The organism is Pseudomonas synxantha, from assembly GCF_900105675.1.
In the GTDB taxonomy this organism is placed as follows: domain Bacteria; phylum Pseudomonadota; class Gammaproteobacteria; order Pseudomonadales; family Pseudomonadaceae; genus Aquipseudomonas; species Aquipseudomonas synxantha.
Genome location: NZ_LT629786.1, coordinates 2,202,405 through 2,219,487 on the forward strand (window position 1 = coordinate 2,202,405; position 17,083 = coordinate 2,219,487).

Sequence of the window (17,083 nt, forward strand, 5' to 3'; positions counted from 1 at the left end):
GCTGAGCCGCCATGCCTATAGTTCCCTCACTAGCGCAGACCGAGGTGAGCCTGATGAACCGTGAATTGCAACCCGCACCAAGCGACATGAACCAAGTGGACGCCGAGTACTTCGAATACAGCAAGGCGGCCAACCCCATCAGCGCCAATCTCATCCCGCGGATTCCCTACCACAGCTTTCCTGCCTCGTTGTATGCCAGCGGCCCCTCGCGGGTGATACCGCTGGACCTCAGCGACGCCTTGGGCTGTGAAGGGCCGGCGACCGGGCCCGGGCTGTGCGCGAACTTCATGCGTCTTAATCGGGGCGACACCCTCAGCCTGCAACCGAATGCGACCTCCCAGGTGTTCTACGTGATTGCCGGGGAGGGCAGCGTGGTCCAGGGGGCATATGAGATTCAATGGTCCAAAGGCTGCTTTATCGCCTTGCCCGGCTTGCAGGCGGCGCACTTTCGCGCAAGCCAGGATGCGCGTCTTTACTATGTGCACGATGAACCGTTATTGCGTTACCTGGGGGTGACACGCAGCGCAGATCGTTTTACGCCGACGCTGTACCCCGCGGCACTGGCCAACGCAAAACTGCGTGAAGCGGCCGATGATCCCCGTGCCCAGGACCGCAGCCGTATCAGCATTCTGCTGGGCAATCGCCACTTCCCGCAGACGCGCACGGTGACCCATGTGCTGTGGGCAATGTACGGGATCCTGCCGGCGGGCTCGGTGCAGAAACCCCATCGGCATCAGTCGATTGCGCTGGACTTCATCATTGATTGCCCGGTGGGGTGCTACTCCCTGGTAGGCACCGAGCTGGATGCGGATGGGCAGATCCGCAACCCGCAGCGGGTGGATTGGTCGCCGGGCCTGGCGTTTGTCACACCGCCTGGATACTGGCACGCGCACTTCAATGAATCAGACACCGAGGCGTTCCTGATCCCGATCCAGGATGCCGGGCTGCAAACCTACCTGCGCTCACTGGATATTCGTTTCAGTTGAGTCATTTCCAGTCAGGTGCCTGGCCCAGTCGCTCAACGATGAAGTCGATAAAACACCTGACCTTGGACGACACGATGCGCTTGGGCGGGTAGACAAACCACACGGCAAAGGCCCGCTCGACATCGCGAACGCGCCACTGCGGCAACCACACCACAAGCTCGCCGGCGTCGATGCTGCGGGCCACCAGCCAATCCGGCAGCAACGCAAAGCCCAGGCCTTGGCGCGCAGCGATCAACTGCGCGTCGAGGTCGTTGATGCGAATACAGGCGGCATGCATCAGCGGTAACGCCAGGTCGCCGTTCACAAAGGTGATAGCGCTGGAAGTCGTACCCACTACGGCAGGCAAGCCGGCCAGGTCGGTGGGCGTTGACGGGGGCGGGTACTGCATCGCGAACGCCGGACTGGCCACCACATAGTACCGGCCGTCACTGAGTTTGCGGGCCTTGAGCGTGGAATCGGCCAGCGCGCCGATGCGAATGGCGAGGTCTACGCCGGCATGGATCAGGTTGACCTGAGCGTTATCCAGCACCAGCTCCACGCTGATTTGCGGGTAGCGCACGCGAAAATCGTTCAAGGCCGGAAGGATGTGATGCCGGGCAAATGCCGGCGGCAGGTTGAGTTTCAACAAGCCTCGGGGCTGCTGGTTCAACGCCGAGGTGGCGGCCTTGGCGTGTTCCAGCTCATCCAGCACCCTGCGAGCGTGCATCAGGAAGGTCTGGCCACCTTCCGTCAGGTGCAGCGTGCGAGTGGAGCGGTTGAACAACGCGATGCCCAGGTCTTGCTCAAGATCCTTCACGTAGCGCGACACCGTGGACGCCTTGATGCCCAGACGCTCGGCGGCGCGGGAGAAGTTATTGCCTTCGGCGGCTTCGACGAAGGCGGTGAGGGCGGCGAAATAGTCCAAGGGCAGCCTCGTTGTCGAGCATGGCGCAATTAAAGGGCGACAGGGGAAGGGCGGCTCACATGCGCGGCTGGATGCTGTAGACGCAACGCCGGTCCCCGGAAATCAGGTATTCACAACGCTCGACCACGACGCCGTCGCCCAGGGCTGCGCGGAATATCTGCAGTTCCGACCGGCAGAAGCCCTGGCATTTGCGGGCCGCCGCGCAGATCGGGCAGTGGTTTTCGATCAGCAGCCAGCCGTCGCCCGCCGCCTCCATTTGCGCCATGTAACCGGCACGTTCACGGATGCCCACCAGGATGCGTACCTTTTCTTCCAGGGATGAGGCTTTCTCGCAGGCCTGAAGGTATTCGCGTCGATTGGTGGTTTCCATGCTGGCGATTATTTTCTCGACCCCCTCGGTGCCGAAAACCCCTTCGATGGATTCGATCAGGTGCAGGGTCAACACGCTGTGGGCGTCCGGAAACTTGCCGTGGCCGGTATCGGTCAACGCCCATCGCAGGGACGGCCGGCCGGCGCCGCTGGTCGGTGCGCAAATGCCGGTGATCAGCTCTGACGCCTGCAATTTCTGAATGTGCTGCCGGGTGGCTTCGAAGGTCACTTCAAGCAGGGTCGCCAGTTCAGTGGTCTTCAAGGGGCCACGGGTCTTGAGCATGAACAGGATGCGATCGGCTGTGGAGGCCTGGGTGTCGTCGTTAGCTCTGGTGGTCATAGGTTGCGCGTAACCATGGGAAATGAAGGCATCACTGGCGTCCGTCGACTGTGGAGTACCCCATTGCATAAGGGCGAGGGCCTGCCAGCATAGTCAGTTTTGACGGTCAGGAAAATCACTTAAAAAAGGAAGACCAATTACACAAGGTTTATCTTTTGTAATACAGTGATCCCAGGTTAATCAGACTTGGATATCAGGATGACATCTACTACAGGTTGGTCAGCGCTACTCCTTGGGAAGAACGGATTACGCTCTGCGGCGTTGGCGGGAGGCGTCGCACTTCACGCCATCAACGTCTATCTGGTGACAACCATACTGCCGTCAGTGGTAGCCGATATCGGTGGGCTGGACTACTACGCCTGGAACACGACCTTGTTTGTGGTCGCCTCGATCATTGGCTCGGTGCTGTCCACCAAGTGCCTCACGGCCCTGGGCGCCAGGGCCGCGTATGTCTGGGCCGGGGTGATCTTTGCCATTGGCAGCGGGGTGTGCAGCCTGGCGCCGGATATGGCGGTCATGATTCTTGGCCGCACTATTCAAGGCCTGGGCGGGGGGCTGCTGTTCGCGCTGCCTTACGCGATGATTCGTCTGGTGTTCGCCGAGCCCTTGTGGCCACGGGCGATGGCGCTGATCTCAGGCATGTGGGGTGCTGCAACGCTGATCGGGCCTGCGGTGGGCGGGGTATTCGCCGAGTACGATGCCTGGCGCGCCGCATTCTGGGCCCTGATTCCGGTCACCGCGTTGTTCATGGTACTGGCCTGGGCACTGCTACCGAAGAAAAGCGCGGATACCTCCCGGCCTGTAGGGGTGCCGTGGGCGCAACTGGTGCTTCTGAGCGCCGTGGTGTTGGCCATTTCGGTCGGCAGTATCAAGCCTGAGGCGATCTACAGCGTGCTCGGCCTGGCCGTGGGTTTCTTGCTGCTCTATTTGGTTTATCGCATAGAGGTCCGCTCGACTTGGCGCTTGATGCCCAAGGGCGGCCTGGCTGCCCGCGGTGCGTTACTGCCGCTTTACGTGTCCATGAGCCTGATGGTGATCGGCATGACCAGCGAAGTCTTTGTGCCGTATTTCCTGCAAGTTTTGCACCTGCAGACACCGTTGCTGGCGGGCTATATCAGTGCGTTGATGGCGGCGGGCTGGACCTTGGGGGCGCTTTACAGTTCCGGGCTGAAATCCACTACCGCGCTGCGTGCCATTGGCATCGCGCCGTTCTTCATTGTTGCCGGCTTGGTACTGGCGTTTGTATTCGTACCACGGTTCGATCCATCACTGCTCAATGTGGCAGGCGTGTGTGCGGGAATGTTCGCGGTCGGTGCCGGGATCGGCCTGGCGTGGCCGCATCTGCTCACACGCGTGCTGGAAAGCGTGGCCGAGGATGAAAAGGAGTTGGCTGGCGCTTCGATCACCACGGTTCAACTGATCGCTACGGCGATCGGGGCCGCATTGGCCGGCATGATCGTCAACCTTGGCGGCTTCTCTTCACCCGGGGGCGTGGCGGGTGCATCGAGTGCCGCAGCCTGGCTCTTTGGGGTGTACGCCGCACTGTCGCTGCTCATATTCGTCAGCGTCCGGCCGGTTATACGAAGCAAAGCCGAGCGCGCAGCGCTGGATGCGGCCTGATTATTTCTTCGAAGGGAGTTCGAGCATGAAGCGCTTGTGTTCATCTGAGTTAGTGGCCGATCCGGATATCGCCGCACAGCTGTCCAGCCTTGAAACCCGAGTACTGGGTGGGCGGGCCATCGGCATCGTCAACAACCACTTCATTGATTTGCCCAGCGCCATCGGGGGCAGTGGGACGGTCTTGAACAATGACGACCCGAGCGATATCCGTCGAGAAAACCTCTCTCGCTTGCGCTATGCCCTCGGCACCAGTGGAGAGCTGGTGCGTGGACCGATCAAGGCAGGTTTTTGTCGCTTGGCCATACCCGCTCGTACGCAGGCTGATCCGGTCGCGGGCATTGAACACGCCATCGGTGGTATCGACCCGGACAGCCCGTTCCGGTATCTACCGCTGGGGCATACCGCACAGGTGCCCAACATCTCGCTGGACTCCATTGATAACGCCGCCACCTTACTGACCCTTTCACATTGGCCATCGAGCCACACACCGCAGCGTTATAAAGCCAACCTGTCAACGCAAAGCGCATTCCGTTATCTGCGCGAAGGCAATCCGGTGGGTGAGGCAAGGATTGTCACTAGCGATCATTTCGACTTGGATGGGCTGGCTTCGATTTATGCGTTTCTGTCGCCTGCCAGCGCACTGCGGCACCAGGACTTGTTGATTGATGTGGCCAGGCTTGGCGACTTCTCCAGGGGAACGTCGCCCCAAGCGCTGAGAGTGGCCTTTACCCTCAATTCATTGGCGGCCCAAGTAAAACGACCGGGCGTACTCGATGCCGATACGGCCTTGCTGCAGACCTACCGAGCGGTGTTGCCGAAGGTGGGCCACGTGTTGGAGCATCCCGGGCAGTACGCCCATTGCTATGTCGAAGGCATGCATCACCTGGCGCGCAGTGAGCGCTTGTTGAGCCATCCCGAAACGCGGCTGGTGGAATACAAGGATGTCGATCTGGCGGTGTTCCATCTGCCGGCTGCGCTCGTTTCGGATCATTTGAACCATCTGCAGCCTTATTTCGGCTTGTCGAACATCGCCTTTCACAACCGGACACGCTGCGGTGTCGTGGCGATTGTCCACGGTGCGGCACTGGAAGTCAGGCAGCGTTACGAGAGCTGGGTGGAGCGTATTTCAGGAATTCCTCGGCCACGTCGGGACCTGTCGATCTTTACCCGGGCCCTTCAGCAGGATGAACGAGAAGGCTGTACCTGGCACTACGGCGGCGTGGAAAACATCATGCCGGCGTTGAAATGCGCCAACCCAGGCGCTACGCGGTACTCGAGCGAGATGTTACTGATGGAGCTGAGGCAGTTCCTGGCCGTTGCACCCGTCGCCTGGCGCGGATCGCGCTCAGGTTCGGCGAGCGGGGCAGGTTGAGCGCCTCACTTGAGCGGTTCAAGGTTCCTATCACTGGCAATGCGACCGCCCAGCCAGTAGAACAACCCACCGGCGACGATGAACAGCATCAGCATGTAGAAAATATACTGCGCCGGTTGCGTCGCCAGCACGAGGCCGCATAGCACCGGCCCGAGCGCGGCGCCGATGTTGCCCAGGTTCTGCGCCGCGTAGTACATGCCCCGCAGGTGGTTCGGCGCAATGCTGTCGATGAACATGTATTCGGCTGGGAAGACGATGATTTCACCGAGGGTGAAGATTGCCATGGCAATCACCCACACCACCAGTGTGGTCGAGAGGGCAAAGCCGCTCAGCCCAACGATAAACAGGCTCAGCCCTGCCGCCAGCCAGGCGTTCAGATGCCGACGGGAAATACGCTTGCCGAGGCTGTATTGCAGGCTGATCACCATCAGGGCGTTGGTTGCCACCACGGTGCTGATGATCCGGTAGGTAGTTCCAGGCGTGGTGGTCACCACCAGGTACTGCGAGAGGTAAGCGGTGAACTGGCCGAACACTACCGCACTCAATAAACCACCGAGCGTAAAGCACACCAGGCGGTAATCACGCAGCAATACCTTGCCGACCGCCAGGAACGGCGTGGGTGGTTGGCCCGTTTCGACAGTCGCCAGGTTTTTGTCGCCCCATACGCAGTAGATCAGGAAGTAGCCGGCCCCAAGCCCCGCCGACAGCAGGAACGGCAGGCTGATGTCCAGGCTGGCCACCCCAGCGCCGAGAAATGGCCCGATGGCATAGCCGATATTAGTCAGGGTGTACTTGATCGAAAACGCTTCGCTGCGCTGATCGACGGGGAGCAGGCTGCCGAATCCGGACTTGACCGCGATATCAATCACCGCATACGCCAGGTTGACCAATACCAGGCACAGGTAGAACAGCCACAGCTGGGACGCGCCGTACGCGCCAAGAAAAGCCAGGGTGAATACTGCGCAGCAGGTGAGAATCAGCGGGTAACTGCGCATGCGGTCCACCAGGAACCCGCCGTACAGGCTCAATAAAGAGCCGATGATCAGCGTACTGCCGATGACCAGGCCGATGTCGGCAATGCCCAGGACAAAGTTGCTCGACAAGTAGATCACCAGATAGGGCAGGGTGACCGCCCGGGCGAGGGTCAATACCAATGAAGCGCACAGCAGCAGGTTGAGGGTAGCGGGGTAGGTTTTAAGCGTGGCGAGCATTCGAGCCTCATCGTCCATTGACCAAGTGCAAGCGCCATGAGCCGCTTGTATGGGTAGACATAGCTTACTGATGCTGTGAATTCTGATTTAGGATGCTTTTTCCAACGACTCAGGAATTGAATTCATGAATAAGGACCGTCTATGTTTGCCTCCGAACGTTTGAAGGGCATTGACGTGTTTGTCTGCGTTGCGCAATACGGCAGCTTCACCGCGGCCGCCGAAAACATGGCCCTGACCGCGTCTGCCGTGAGTAAATCCATTGCCCGGCTGGAAAAACGCCTGGGCGCCCGACTGTTCCAGCGTACGACGCGTGTATTGGCATTGACCGATGCGGGCATCGCGTTCCTGCGTACCTGCACCGGGGTGCTGGCTGACCTGGAAGAAGCCGAGCTGTCCCTGCAAGCGGAAAATACCGAGCCGCGTGGACGAGTGCGCATTGACCTGCCAGGCACATTCGGTCGCACCCAGGTGCTGCCATTCCTTGTTCCATGGATGCAGGCACATCCGCTGCTGGTGCCGCACCTGACCTTCTGTGATGGCCTGGTCGACCCGTTCCGGGAAGGCGCCGACATCGTCGTGCACATCGGCAATGCGGATGAGTGGCCGCAGACGCTAGGGCACAAGGTGCTCGCCCATGAATGGCATGTCTTGTGTGCCGCCCCGGCGTACCTGGCCCGGCATGGCACACCGGTGTCGGAGCACGACCTCGCCCACCATCAGTGCATCGCCTATGGCTGGGCGGATGGGCGTATCAGCCCGTGGCGCTACACCGGCGAACAGGGCATGACGCTGCACAAGCATGCTGCGCCGCAGTGGGTGGTGGGTAACGGTGAAGGGTTGCTGATGGCCGCGTTGGCTGGCTGCGGTATCGTCCAGTTGCCAACATGGCTGATCCAGCAGCAGTTGCACGACGGAACCTTGGTCCAGGTCTTGCCGCAATTGGCGACAGCAGGGTTTGAGATCAACCTGGCCTGGGTCAAGAGCCGCCAGGCGCAGCCCAAGGTTCGTGTGGTGCTCGATGCGTTGATCGCCGGGCTGGGCACGCAAGATTGATCCTGATCAGGTGACCGTGCCGGCGAGCGCTATAATCTTGTGATTCCATCAAAGGCCAGGGACGGCTCAAGGAGTGTCTCTGGCCGCGCATTCTCAAGGAAGAGTCAGCCATGCGGTCATTGAAGATCCTCTTGTTATCATCGGCGTTCAACGGTTTGACCCAGCGCGCCTGGCTGGACCTGCGCCAGGCGGGTCACGACCCCAGCGTGGTGGTGTTCACCGATGAAGCCTCGGTGTGCCGGCAGATCGAGGCTTCAGGCGCCGATCTGGTGATCTGCCCCTTTCTCAAGGACCGTGTGCCACAGCAGCTGTGGAGCCATGCGCAGCGCCCGGTAGTGATCATCCATCCGGGCATTGTCGGCGACCGTGGCGCCAGTGCACTGGATTGGGCCATCACCGGGCAGCTCAGCCGCTGGGGTGTCACAGCCCTGCAAGCGGTGGAGGAGATGGATGCCGGGCCGATCTGGTCCACCTGCGAATTCGACATGCCCACTGATGTGCGCAAATCCGAGCTGTACAACGGCCCGGTGAGTGACGCCGCGATGGTTTGCATCCGCGACGTGGTGCAAAAGTTTGCCAACGGTTTCGTCCCGGTGCCGCTCGACTACACACAACCCAACGTCATCGGGCGTTTGCAACCGAACATGACCCAGGCCGACCGCACCTTCAGTTGGTTCGATTGCGCAAGCTTCATCAAACGCAGCATCGACGCCGCCGATGGCCAGCCCGGCGTGCTGGCAAGCCTTGAGGGCGGGCAGTATTACCTGTACGACGCACACCTGGATTCACGCCAGGGTACGCCGGGAGCAATCCTCGCGGTACAGGACGACGCCGTGCTGGTGGCGGCCGGCGACCGCAGCCTGTGGATCGGTTCGCTCAAACGCAAAGCCCAGCCAGGGGAGGAGACCTTCAAGCTGCCGGCACGGCACGTCCTGGCTGAGCAGTTGGCCGGCGTGCCGGTGCTCGATAGCTCCATCGCCCACCAGGCGTTTAATGCGCTGGTCTATCAACCGATTCGCTACCGCGAAGTCGGACACGTCGGCGAACTGACGTTCGAGTTCTATAACGGCGCCATGAGCACCGAACAATGCCAACGCCTGGTGGCTGCATTGCGCTGGGCCAAGGCGCGAGATACCCAGGTGTTGCTGATCAAGGGCGGGCGCGGCAGTTTTTCCAATGGCGTTCATCTCAACGTCATCCAGGCCGACAAAGTGCCGGGGCTGGAAGCTTGGGCCAACATCCAGGCCATCGACGATGTGTGCCTGGAGCTTCTAACAGCCAGGCAACTGGTAATCAGTGGCCTGACCGGCAGCGCTGGCGCAGGCGGCGTGATGCTGGCGCTGGCCGCTGATGTTGTATTGGCCCGTGAGGGTGTCGTGCTCAACCCGCATTACAAAACCATGGGTCTTTATGGCTCCGAATACTGGACCTACAGCCTGCCACGGGCCGTCGGCAGTGAAATCGCGCATAAACTCACCGAAGAATGCCTGCCCATCAGTGCCCTCCAAGCCCAGCACTACGGAATGATCCAAGGCATCGGACCGCGTTGCCCAGACGCATTCGGCCTGTGGCTCATGCAGCAGGCCAGCAGTGCGTTGACCGATGAGAAATGCCTTCAAGCACGTGCCCGTAAAGCCGCGATGGATATTCAGCAGGTTAAGCGCTGTCGCGAACATGAGCTGGCACAAATGCAGATGGATATGGTGCATGACCGTCAACAGTTTGCGCAAAAGTGCCAGGGCTTCGTGCTTAAGCGTAAAACTTGCCAGAGCCCGCAGCGGTTGATGGCGCCGTGGGCGTTGAGCCCACAGCCGACAGTACAAGAGAAGCGGGAAAGCGCATAAGCGCGAATCACCCCAGCCGCACGGGCCAGGGCGATTGGGCGTGGTTCAGGACTGGGAGTGGGTGGGCTCGCCACTCAGCGCATCGACCATGGGCGGATGATCCTGCGCCGCCTGGCGCAGATCTTCGGTCACGCGCAATTCAGCACCGGTCGGCGAGAACGTTGCCGCAGCGGCAAAAGGTGCGGGATTGGCCGGAGCGGCGCGTTTGTTACGGCGCCATAAGAAAAAGGTGACCATGCACAGGTTGACCAGTGCGAATACCCAGAACAGCCCATTTGCGCCGAACGAATTCATCAGCGGTGAGATCATCATCGGACTGATTGCCGAGCCCAACGAGTTGATCAGCAGCAAGCCCTGGATCATCGGTACCAGCGCCTCGGCAGGGGCGCGGTCGGCGGCATGGCTGACGGCAACCGGGTAAAGCGCAAATACCGCGCCGCCGAGCAGGAACAGCAGCACGGCCAGCATCAGCGACGACAACGGCAACAATACGATCACCAGCGACAAGACCGTGCAGGCCATCGCCAGAATTGTCAGCACCTGCAAGCGATCCTTGTGGTCGGACCAGCGCCCGACCGGATATTGCAGGAGCATGGCGCCGAGGATTGTCCAGGCCATCATGCTACCGACCTCGCCGACGTCCAGGCCGGCGCGTTGCAGGTACAGCGGCAGCAAGGTGTAAATCGCCGCAATGGTGACCCCCGAGCCAAAACACCCGATCAGCCCGGTCGGCGTCACGCCCAGCAGTTGCCGTGGCTTGAGGGGTTCAACCTGATCCAGCAGCGGCGACACCCGTGGCAGGATCACAATAGGCAGCACCGACAACGAAGCGAGCATGCCGGCCACCATGAACGGCGCGCTTTCGCTCAGGCCGGTGATCTTGCCCAGTGCTGCCTGACCCAGCACGCCCGCGCCATACAGCACGATCATATACAGCGCGAGCAAGCGCCCACGGATCTTCGCGTCGCCGGCCAGCAGCAGCCAGCTCTCGATCACCAGGAACACCCCGACCGTGGCCCAGCCGTTGATCAGACGCAGCGCGAACCAGCCCCACGTGTCGTAGAACAATCCTTGCAGCAGGATGGTCACCGCGATCAACGAGGCAAAGCTGCCGTAGGCGCGGATATGACCGATGCGCAGAATCAATCGATCATTAAAGACGGCGCCCAGCGTCAGGCCAATGAAGTACGCCGATGAAACGATACCGATCATGGTGGCCGAGGCACCGGCTGCGTCCAGCCGAAGGGTGGTCAGGGATGAAAGAAAGCCGTTGCCCAGAGCAACAATGAACAGCCCGAGCAGGGGCGCCAGCGCCATGGCCAGCAAACGCGGAGACATAAAGACCTCTAGAATCGAACAGCGAAACAGGCACAGGCGTGCATGCGATTGCCAAACCGAAGTGTGTTGTGCAAATGAGGGTGGTTGAGTCGGACACACATCGACGAAGTGTGGCCAGCCATTCAGGTACGCGTTGCTGAAGCCTCCAGTCATCAAGTCCCGACGACTGCAAGCGAGCGCGCGATTCTAAGGCTTGTGTGGGATTTTCCAAGAGCTGGCTGCTGCGACGTTAGGACGCAGGTAGCGGGCACAGGTATCTACACAGCCTCTGGTACGCCGTCGGACACTGTGGGAGGGGGCTTGCCCCCGATGGCGGCCTGACAGCCGACCAGAATGTTGGATCAGACCGAGTACATATCCGTTATTTGGGCAACGGCCACTATTGGTTCCGCTTTTACAGCGGGTCACTTTGAAAAGCGCAAAGTAACCAAACGCTCTTGCCCCACCACTCGGCACCTCGCTTAGGCTCGGTGTGCCCGTAATCCGACATGCATTTGGGGGGCCGCCGCCACGCGCCATCTATGGCGCGGGGCGGCTAAACCGGCATCCCTGCCGGTTTACCCCCCAAATCCCTGTCGAATTCCGGCCAGCGTGGTTTAACGGGGCGCCTGAGATCAAAAGCAGATCAAGATCAAGAGCGGCTCGCTTCGCATCGTAGTTGCTGTTGGCGACTGCAAAGTTGTGTAGATACCTATGCTCATCGGGTGCAAGCCCCTCCCACCTTTGACCGAGATGTGTCACGGAGAAGGTTTTGTGAAAGGCCGGCTATTTCCGATGCTACTCAGGGCTGCAAACGCCGCACCCTCCAGCCTGTATCGCTGCGGTCATACCTCAACCGCTCATGCAAGCGCTCCTGCCCATTTCCCCAGAACTCCAGCGATTCAAGTCGCAACTCGAACACGCAATATCCCTCGGGACGCGGCAGTGGACCCTGCACGTCCGCCAGTTGCCTGGCGGCGTTGCGCATGGCCTGCACGTCCTCCAGTTCTTCACTCTGGCGAGACACCGATGACATCGGGTGCGTGGCATAAGGGCGCTTGAGCCACGCATCATCAGCCTTGGCGTCTGGCAAGCGCACGGCCTGGCCATTGAGGATGATTTGCTGACTGGTTTCGCGCCAATACAGCACACCCGAAGCCCAGGGGTTGTGGAGCAGTTCCCGGCCTTTCTGGCTGCCGGCATGGGTGCTGAACACCACGCCGGCGTCACTGATCTCGCTGATCACCACGATCCGCGTGGAGGGCCGGCCCTGGCTATCGGCGGTGGCCAGCGCAAGCGCCCTGGGCTCGCGGATGCCCACGCGGCGCGCACGCTCCAGCCAATTGTGCAGCACGCTCATGGGGTCGGCGGGCAGTGTCTGATATTCGGGGAAGGGCGCATCCAATGTGCCGGTGAGGGATTCCGACATGCCTTTACCCAACAGCGGCTTGCCTTGTATTGAGCTGTTCATAGCACGATGGTCCCCCGTCCAAATGTGACGCCATTACCTGATACCTCGACTCGCGTCAGTTGCTCGGCGCGGCCCTCAGCTTTGGCGAACATCAGTGAGGGGCGGCCGATTTCCACACCCTGTAAAATCTCGACTGGCTGGCCAAACTCAATCTGGCCATGGCGCGCCAGATGAATCGCCAATGGCCCGGCGGCGGAGCCTGTGGCCGCATCCTCCACAACGCCGTAGGCCGGTGAGAACATGCGGCTGCGCCAACGCCGTCCTGCGCCGGCAAAACAGTTGATCGCCATGTCATGGAAGTTGGACAGTGCACGGTGGTCGGGGTGCAGGGCCGATAACGCTTCAATGCTCGGCAGGCCGACAAACACATGGCGCGGGCCGTTGTGATAGATCTCGATGGGAAAGGTCGAGTCACTGATGCCCAAGGCCTGGAGCAGTTCGGCGTCGCGGCCCAGGGCCGTCCAGGTCGGGATCGGCTGGTCCATGCTGGCGGCGATGACGCTGCCGTTCTGGCGCTCCAGTTCAAAGGCGATGGTGCCCATCTGGGTTTCCAGATACAGCCGGTGGTTGTCGGTATGTGCTCCCAGGGCAATGGCCGTACCCAGCAACGGGTGCCCGGCAAAAGGGAGTTCGTTGACCGGTGTGAAAATCCGGATCAGCGCATCTCCACCGTTGCGCGGCTTGAGCACAAAGGTGGTCTCCGAGAGGTTCATTTCTCGGGCGATGCGTTGCATTTGCGCGGGCGGTAAATCATCGGCGTCAAAGAACACCGCGACCGGATTGCCTTCCAGCGGGACGCTGGCAAAGGCGTCGATAATGACGTAGTTGTGCATGCTTATCTCCCGGCGGCCGAAACGCTGCTGTCGACAGGTGTGTGGATGAGGGCGTGTCGCAGCAGGTCGGCGATGATGCGCGGGCCTTCCTGGGTCAAAAGCGACTCGGCATGAAACTGCATGGAGGCAAACGCCGGCCCACGCAGGGCATGTACCTCGCCGGTCTCGCTGTCGCGACTGATTTCAACGGTTCCGATACCGTCGATGTCCAGGCGGTCACTGGAGCTGCGCGCCGCGAACGTGTTGTAGAAACCCACTCGTTCGGCGTTGCCGAACAGGTCGATCTGTTTTTGCACGCCCTGGTTGGGAATGGCCTTGCGTTGCAACTCCAGGCCCAGGCACAGGCTCAACACCTGGTGACTCAGGCACACCGCGAGGAATGGCCGCTGCTGGCTAAGCAGGGAACGGATGGCCAGGTGCAGATGGTCGATTTTCGGCAGTTGCACATCGCTCGGGTTGCCAGGGCCAGGGCCCATGATCACCAGGTCGTAACCGTCGAAACTGTACTCGTCACTGAAACTGCGCACCGTCACCACCAGCCCGAGAGCCCGCAGCTGTTTGGCGATCATCGAGGTGAACGTGTCTTCGGCGTCGACGATCAGCACCTGGCGGCCACTGAAGTCGGCCTGGGTCTGTTGCCGTTGCTGGCTGTTCATCAGCCAGAAATCCGAGACGTAGGCATTGCGGCTGGCCAATGCCGCGCGCACCTGCAGGTGGTCGCCGAAGCGCGAGGTCGCCTGGTTTTTCAGCGCGGCGATCAGGCCCGCAGCCTTGGCCCGGCTTTCGGCGGCTTCGGTCATCGGTTCGGAGTGCCGCACGATGGTCGAACCCACGCTGATCCGAACCTGCCCGCAGTTATCGATGTCGGCGGTGCGAATCAGGATCGCCGAGTCCAGGGAACGTCCGCCCTTGCCATCGCTGCCAATCAGCGCGGCCATGCCGCTGTAGTACGCCCTGCCTTGCGGCTCATAGCGCTGGATCACCCGGCAGGCGCTTTCCAGCGGGCTGCCGGTGACCGTCGGGGCGAACAGGGTTTCGTGCAGGATTTCGCGCACATCGCGGCGGGTCTTGCCTTCGATGAAGTACTCGGTGTGCGCCAGATGGGTCATTTCCTTGAGGTAGGGGCCGAGGACGTGTCCGCCGTCTTCACAAATACGCGCCATCATTTTCAGTTCTTCATCGACCACCATATACAGCTCATCGGCTTCCTTGCGGTCGGCCAGGAAGTCCATGACCTCCGTCAGGCTGGGGCCGGCGGGAGGGTAGCGGTAAGTGCCGCTGATGGGGTTCATCACCGCAAGCCCATCCTTGACGCTGATGTGGCGCTCGGGGGACGCACCGACGAAGGTGCGGCTGCCGGTGTGAATGATGAATGTCCAATAGACGCCTTTCTCCCGTTCCAGCAGATGACGAAAGAACGACAGCGCACTGGCCGGCTGGTACTCGCTGATCTCCGCCAGGAAAGTGCGCTTGATCACGAAGTTGGCACCTTCCCCGGAGCCGATTTCGTTGGCGATCACCTGGCTGACGATCTCGGCATAGCTGGCGTCGCTGAGGTCGAAGCGTTCGTTATTCAACTGGATCGGCACGTTGGGCAGTAACGCCAGCATCTGCTCGATGCTGATGGTTTGCTGCTCGGTAATGTTCATCGCCAGCAGCGGCGACTGATCGTCCACCGCTGCAAAGCCCCGTTCGGCAATTTGACAGTAGGGAATCAGCGTCAGTACATCCAGGCGAGGGGCGCCGATCGAGGGGGCGGGCAAGTCGATATCGGCCAGGACCTGCGGCTGCGACATCTCGCCAATCAGCACATTCAGCAGCCCGGGGCCGCTGGATTCCGGGCGATACAAGAGGGCAAAGGGTTCGGGCACCGGTTGCAGGATGCGTTCCATGAGGCGGGCGGCGGCTTGGCTCATAGCACCACCTCATCGGTGGTGATGACCATGGCGCAACGGCTGGCGGCGTATTCCATGGCCATCCAGTGGTGCTCCTTGCTGAAGTCGGCAATGGCGTCGGCAACGAGAAAGGGTTGGATATCGTTGGAGTACGCATCCACGCTGGAAATCAATACCCCGACATGGGCATACACCCCACACAGGATCAGCTGATCGCGCCCGCTGGCGTGCAGGCGTTGCAACAAGTCGGAGTTGAAGAACGCACTGTAGCGCCACTTGGTCAGCAGCCAGTCACCGGGCTGGGGGGTGAGGGCGTCGACGACCTCACGGTCGGTCGGGCTGGCCTTCATGCCCGGGCCCCAGAAGTCCTTGAGCAGCCCGCGTTGTTCCTCGTTCATGCTGCCCGGCTGGGCGGTGTAGGCCACTGGCACGCCGTTGTCGGCAGCCCACTGGCGAATGCGTGCGGCATTGCCCACCACTTCGTCACGTAAGGCATCCGGCAAGGGCCGCAGGAAGTAGCGCTGCATGTCATGCACCAACAGTACGGCGCGTTCGGGGTCGATGTGCCATTGCGCGAGGTTGGCGGGCAGGTCGCGGGAGGTAGGCAGGACATAAGGGACGATCGATGGAATGCCGGTCATGGCGACAAACTCCAGTCAAAGGGAAACAAAAGAGGGAGGAGGGCAGGCTTTCCAGGCCATCACCGCAGTAATGGCTTGCCAGGGGTTCAGGCGCGGGTCGCACAGGCTTTTGTAGTGGCTGGCAACCTGGCTCAGGCCGGCGGCATCGGAGGCGCACTCGCTGACGTCATCGGGAGTGGTTTCCAGATGTAGACCGCCGGCCACGCCACCGGCCGAGATCACGGCATGTTTGAAGGCGGTGATTTCGTCGGTGATGGTCTGCACCATGCGAGTCTTATTGCCGCAGGGCGCGACGATGGTATTGCCGTGCATCGGGTCGCTGAGCCAGATGATCTTGTGGCCGGCACGGCGCACCGCTTCAACCAGCGGTGGCAGGCGGTCGGCGACCTTGTGGGCGCCCATGCGGGCAATCAGGGTCAGCCGGCCGGGCTCATGCCTGGGGTCCAGGCGCTCGCACAGGCTCAGTAACTGATCCTGGGTGATATCCGGGCCGACCTTGCAGGCCACCGGGTTGAGCACTTCGCTGAGCAGCGCTACGTGAGCGCCCGTCAACTCACGGGTACGCTCGCCAATCCACGGCCAATGGGTAGAGCCAAGGAATGTCCGGCCCTGTTCGTCCTGGCGCACTTGCGGCAGTTCGTAGTCGAGCACCAGCATCTCGTGACTGGTCCAGGCAGGGGAGCCGGTGAGCTGCTCCTGGCCGGACGGTGCCTTCCATCCCAGGTGTTGCATGATGTCCTGAGCGGCGCGATAGCCTCGTACCAAGCGTTGCGCATCATGCTGGCGATGGCCGGGGACCGCCTCACGACCGTTGACCATATCGCCGCGGTACACCGGCAACTCAACATCGCCGATGCGTTCGCTGTGGTTGGAGCGAGGCTTGGCAAACTGCCCAGCAATTCGCCCCACCCGCACCACCGGTTGCTGGGTGACCAGCCTGAACGTCCCGGCCAGCATATCCAGCAGCGCGGCTTTGCGGGTCACATGGTCGGCAGCGCTTTCATCCATGTCCTCGGCGCAGTCGCCGCACTGGATGATCATCGCTTCGCCAGCCGCGACCCTGGCCAGGGTCGCGCGCAACACCAGGATATCTTCAACGCGAATCAGTGACGCGCTGTCCCTGAGATAGGCCTGCGCGTCATGCAATTGTGAGGGTTCGCTCCATTGAGGCTGCTGCAACGCTTCACACTTCAGAACCCGTTTCAGTAAGTCTTCCATGATGCGATC

Annotated in this window: 14 protein-coding genes; 5 read left to right on the plus strand and 9 right to left on the minus strand. The window is 61.2% G+C overall.

The window, feature by feature from the left end:
* Positions 1-53 precede the first annotated feature (53 nt).
* Positions 54-986, plus strand: coding sequence for a cupin domain-containing protein (locus BLU48_RS10555; protein ID WP_057022295.1), 933 nt, complete (start codon positions 54-56; stop codon positions 984-986).
* A gap of 1 nt (position 987) precedes the next feature.
* Here the strand turns inward: BLU48_RS10555 and BLU48_RS10560 are convergent, their stop codons facing one another.
* Together BLU48_RS10560 and BLU48_RS10565 are read right to left on the minus strand one after the other, a co-directional pair.
* Positions 988-1,890 (minus strand): LysR family transcriptional regulator, encoded by a 903-nt coding sequence (locus BLU48_RS10560; RefSeq protein ID WP_057022296.1) that lies wholly within the window; start codon positions 1,888-1,890, stop codon positions 988-990.
* Positions 1,891-1,945: 55 nt separating this feature from the next.
* The gene (locus BLU48_RS10565; RefSeq protein ID WP_057022679.1) at positions 1,946-2,599 is read right to left on the minus strand and encodes a helix-turn-helix transcriptional regulator; all 654 of its coding nucleotides are present in this window, start codon (positions 2,597-2,599) and stop codon (positions 1,946-1,948) included.
* A gap of 198 nt (positions 2,600-2,797) precedes the next feature.
* Here BLU48_RS10565 and BLU48_RS10570 point away from each other — a divergent pair, with 198 nt between their 5' ends.
* Complete coding sequence (locus BLU48_RS10570; RefSeq protein ID WP_057022297.1) at positions 2,798-4,219, plus strand: MFS transporter; 1,422 nt, start codon at positions 2,798-2,800, stop codon at positions 4,217-4,219.
* A 25-nt stretch (positions 4,220-4,244) separates the two neighbouring features.
* Positions 4,245-5,591, plus strand: coding sequence for a DUF6687 family protein (locus BLU48_RS10575; protein ID WP_057022298.1), 1,347 nt, complete (start codon positions 4,245-4,247; stop codon positions 5,589-5,591).
* A gap of 5 nt (positions 5,592-5,596) precedes the next feature.
* Here the strand turns inward: BLU48_RS10575 and BLU48_RS10580 are convergent, their stop codons facing one another.
* Entirely contained in the window at positions 5,597-6,802 is a 1,206-nt protein-coding gene (locus BLU48_RS10580; protein WP_057022299.1) for an MFS transporter, read from the minus strand.
* Between the two features lie 141 nt (positions 6,803-6,943).
* Here BLU48_RS10580 and BLU48_RS10585 point away from each other — a divergent pair, with 141 nt between their 5' ends.
* Complete coding sequence (locus BLU48_RS10585) at positions 6,944-7,855, plus strand: LysR family transcriptional regulator (RefSeq protein ID WP_057022300.1); 912 nt, start codon at positions 6,944-6,946, stop codon at positions 7,853-7,855.
* Positions 7,856-7,965: 110 nt separating this feature from the next.
* The gene (locus BLU48_RS10590) at positions 7,966-9,699 is read left to right on the plus strand and encodes a hydrogenase maturation protein (RefSeq protein ID WP_057022301.1); all 1,734 of its coding nucleotides are present in this window, start codon (positions 7,966-7,968) and stop codon (positions 9,697-9,699) included.
* A 45-nt stretch (positions 9,700-9,744) separates the two neighbouring features.
* On the opposite strand, the gene BLU48_RS10595 is transcribed toward BLU48_RS10590, so the two are convergent.
* The 6 genes from BLU48_RS10595 to BLU48_RS10625 form a co-directional block, all read right to left on the minus strand.
* On the minus strand, positions 9,745-11,037 hold the full coding sequence (locus tag BLU48_RS10595; protein WP_057022302.1) for an MFS transporter: 1,293 nt from the start codon (positions 11,035-11,037) through the stop codon (positions 9,745-9,747).
* A gap of 781 nt (positions 11,038-11,818) precedes the next feature.
* Positions 11,819-12,487: a phenazine biosynthesis FMN-dependent oxidase PhzG gene (gene phzG / locus BLU48_RS10605; RefSeq protein ID WP_046068161.1), complete on the minus strand. Its 669-nt coding sequence runs from the start codon at positions 12,485-12,487 to the stop codon at positions 11,819-11,821.
* Positions 12,484-13,320 carry a PhzF family phenazine biosynthesis protein gene (locus BLU48_RS10610; protein ID WP_057022303.1) on the minus strand — a complete coding sequence of 279 codons (837 nt, stop codon included), beginning with the start codon at positions 13,318-13,320 and terminating at the stop codon, positions 12,484-12,486. The genes phzG and BLU48_RS10610 overlap by 4 nt, the downstream gene beginning before the upstream one ends.
* A 2-nt stretch (positions 13,321-13,322) precedes the next feature.
* Complete coding sequence (locus BLU48_RS10615) at positions 13,323-15,212, minus strand: anthranilate synthase family protein (RefSeq protein ID WP_371851113.1); 1,890 nt, start codon at positions 15,210-15,212, stop codon at positions 13,323-13,325.
* A gap of 20 nt (positions 15,213-15,232) precedes the next feature.
* Positions 15,233-15,856 carry an isochorismatase family protein gene (locus BLU48_RS10620; RefSeq protein ID WP_057022305.1) on the minus strand — a complete coding sequence of 208 codons (624 nt, stop codon included), beginning with the start codon at positions 15,854-15,856 and terminating at the stop codon, positions 15,233-15,235.
* Between the two features lie 15 nt (positions 15,857-15,871).
* A complete protein-coding gene (locus BLU48_RS10625; RefSeq protein ID WP_057022306.1) occupies positions 15,872-17,074 on the minus strand; it encodes a 3-deoxy-7-phosphoheptulonate synthase in 1,203 nt (400 codons plus the stop codon).
* Between the last annotated feature and the right edge of the window lie 9 nt (positions 17,075-17,083).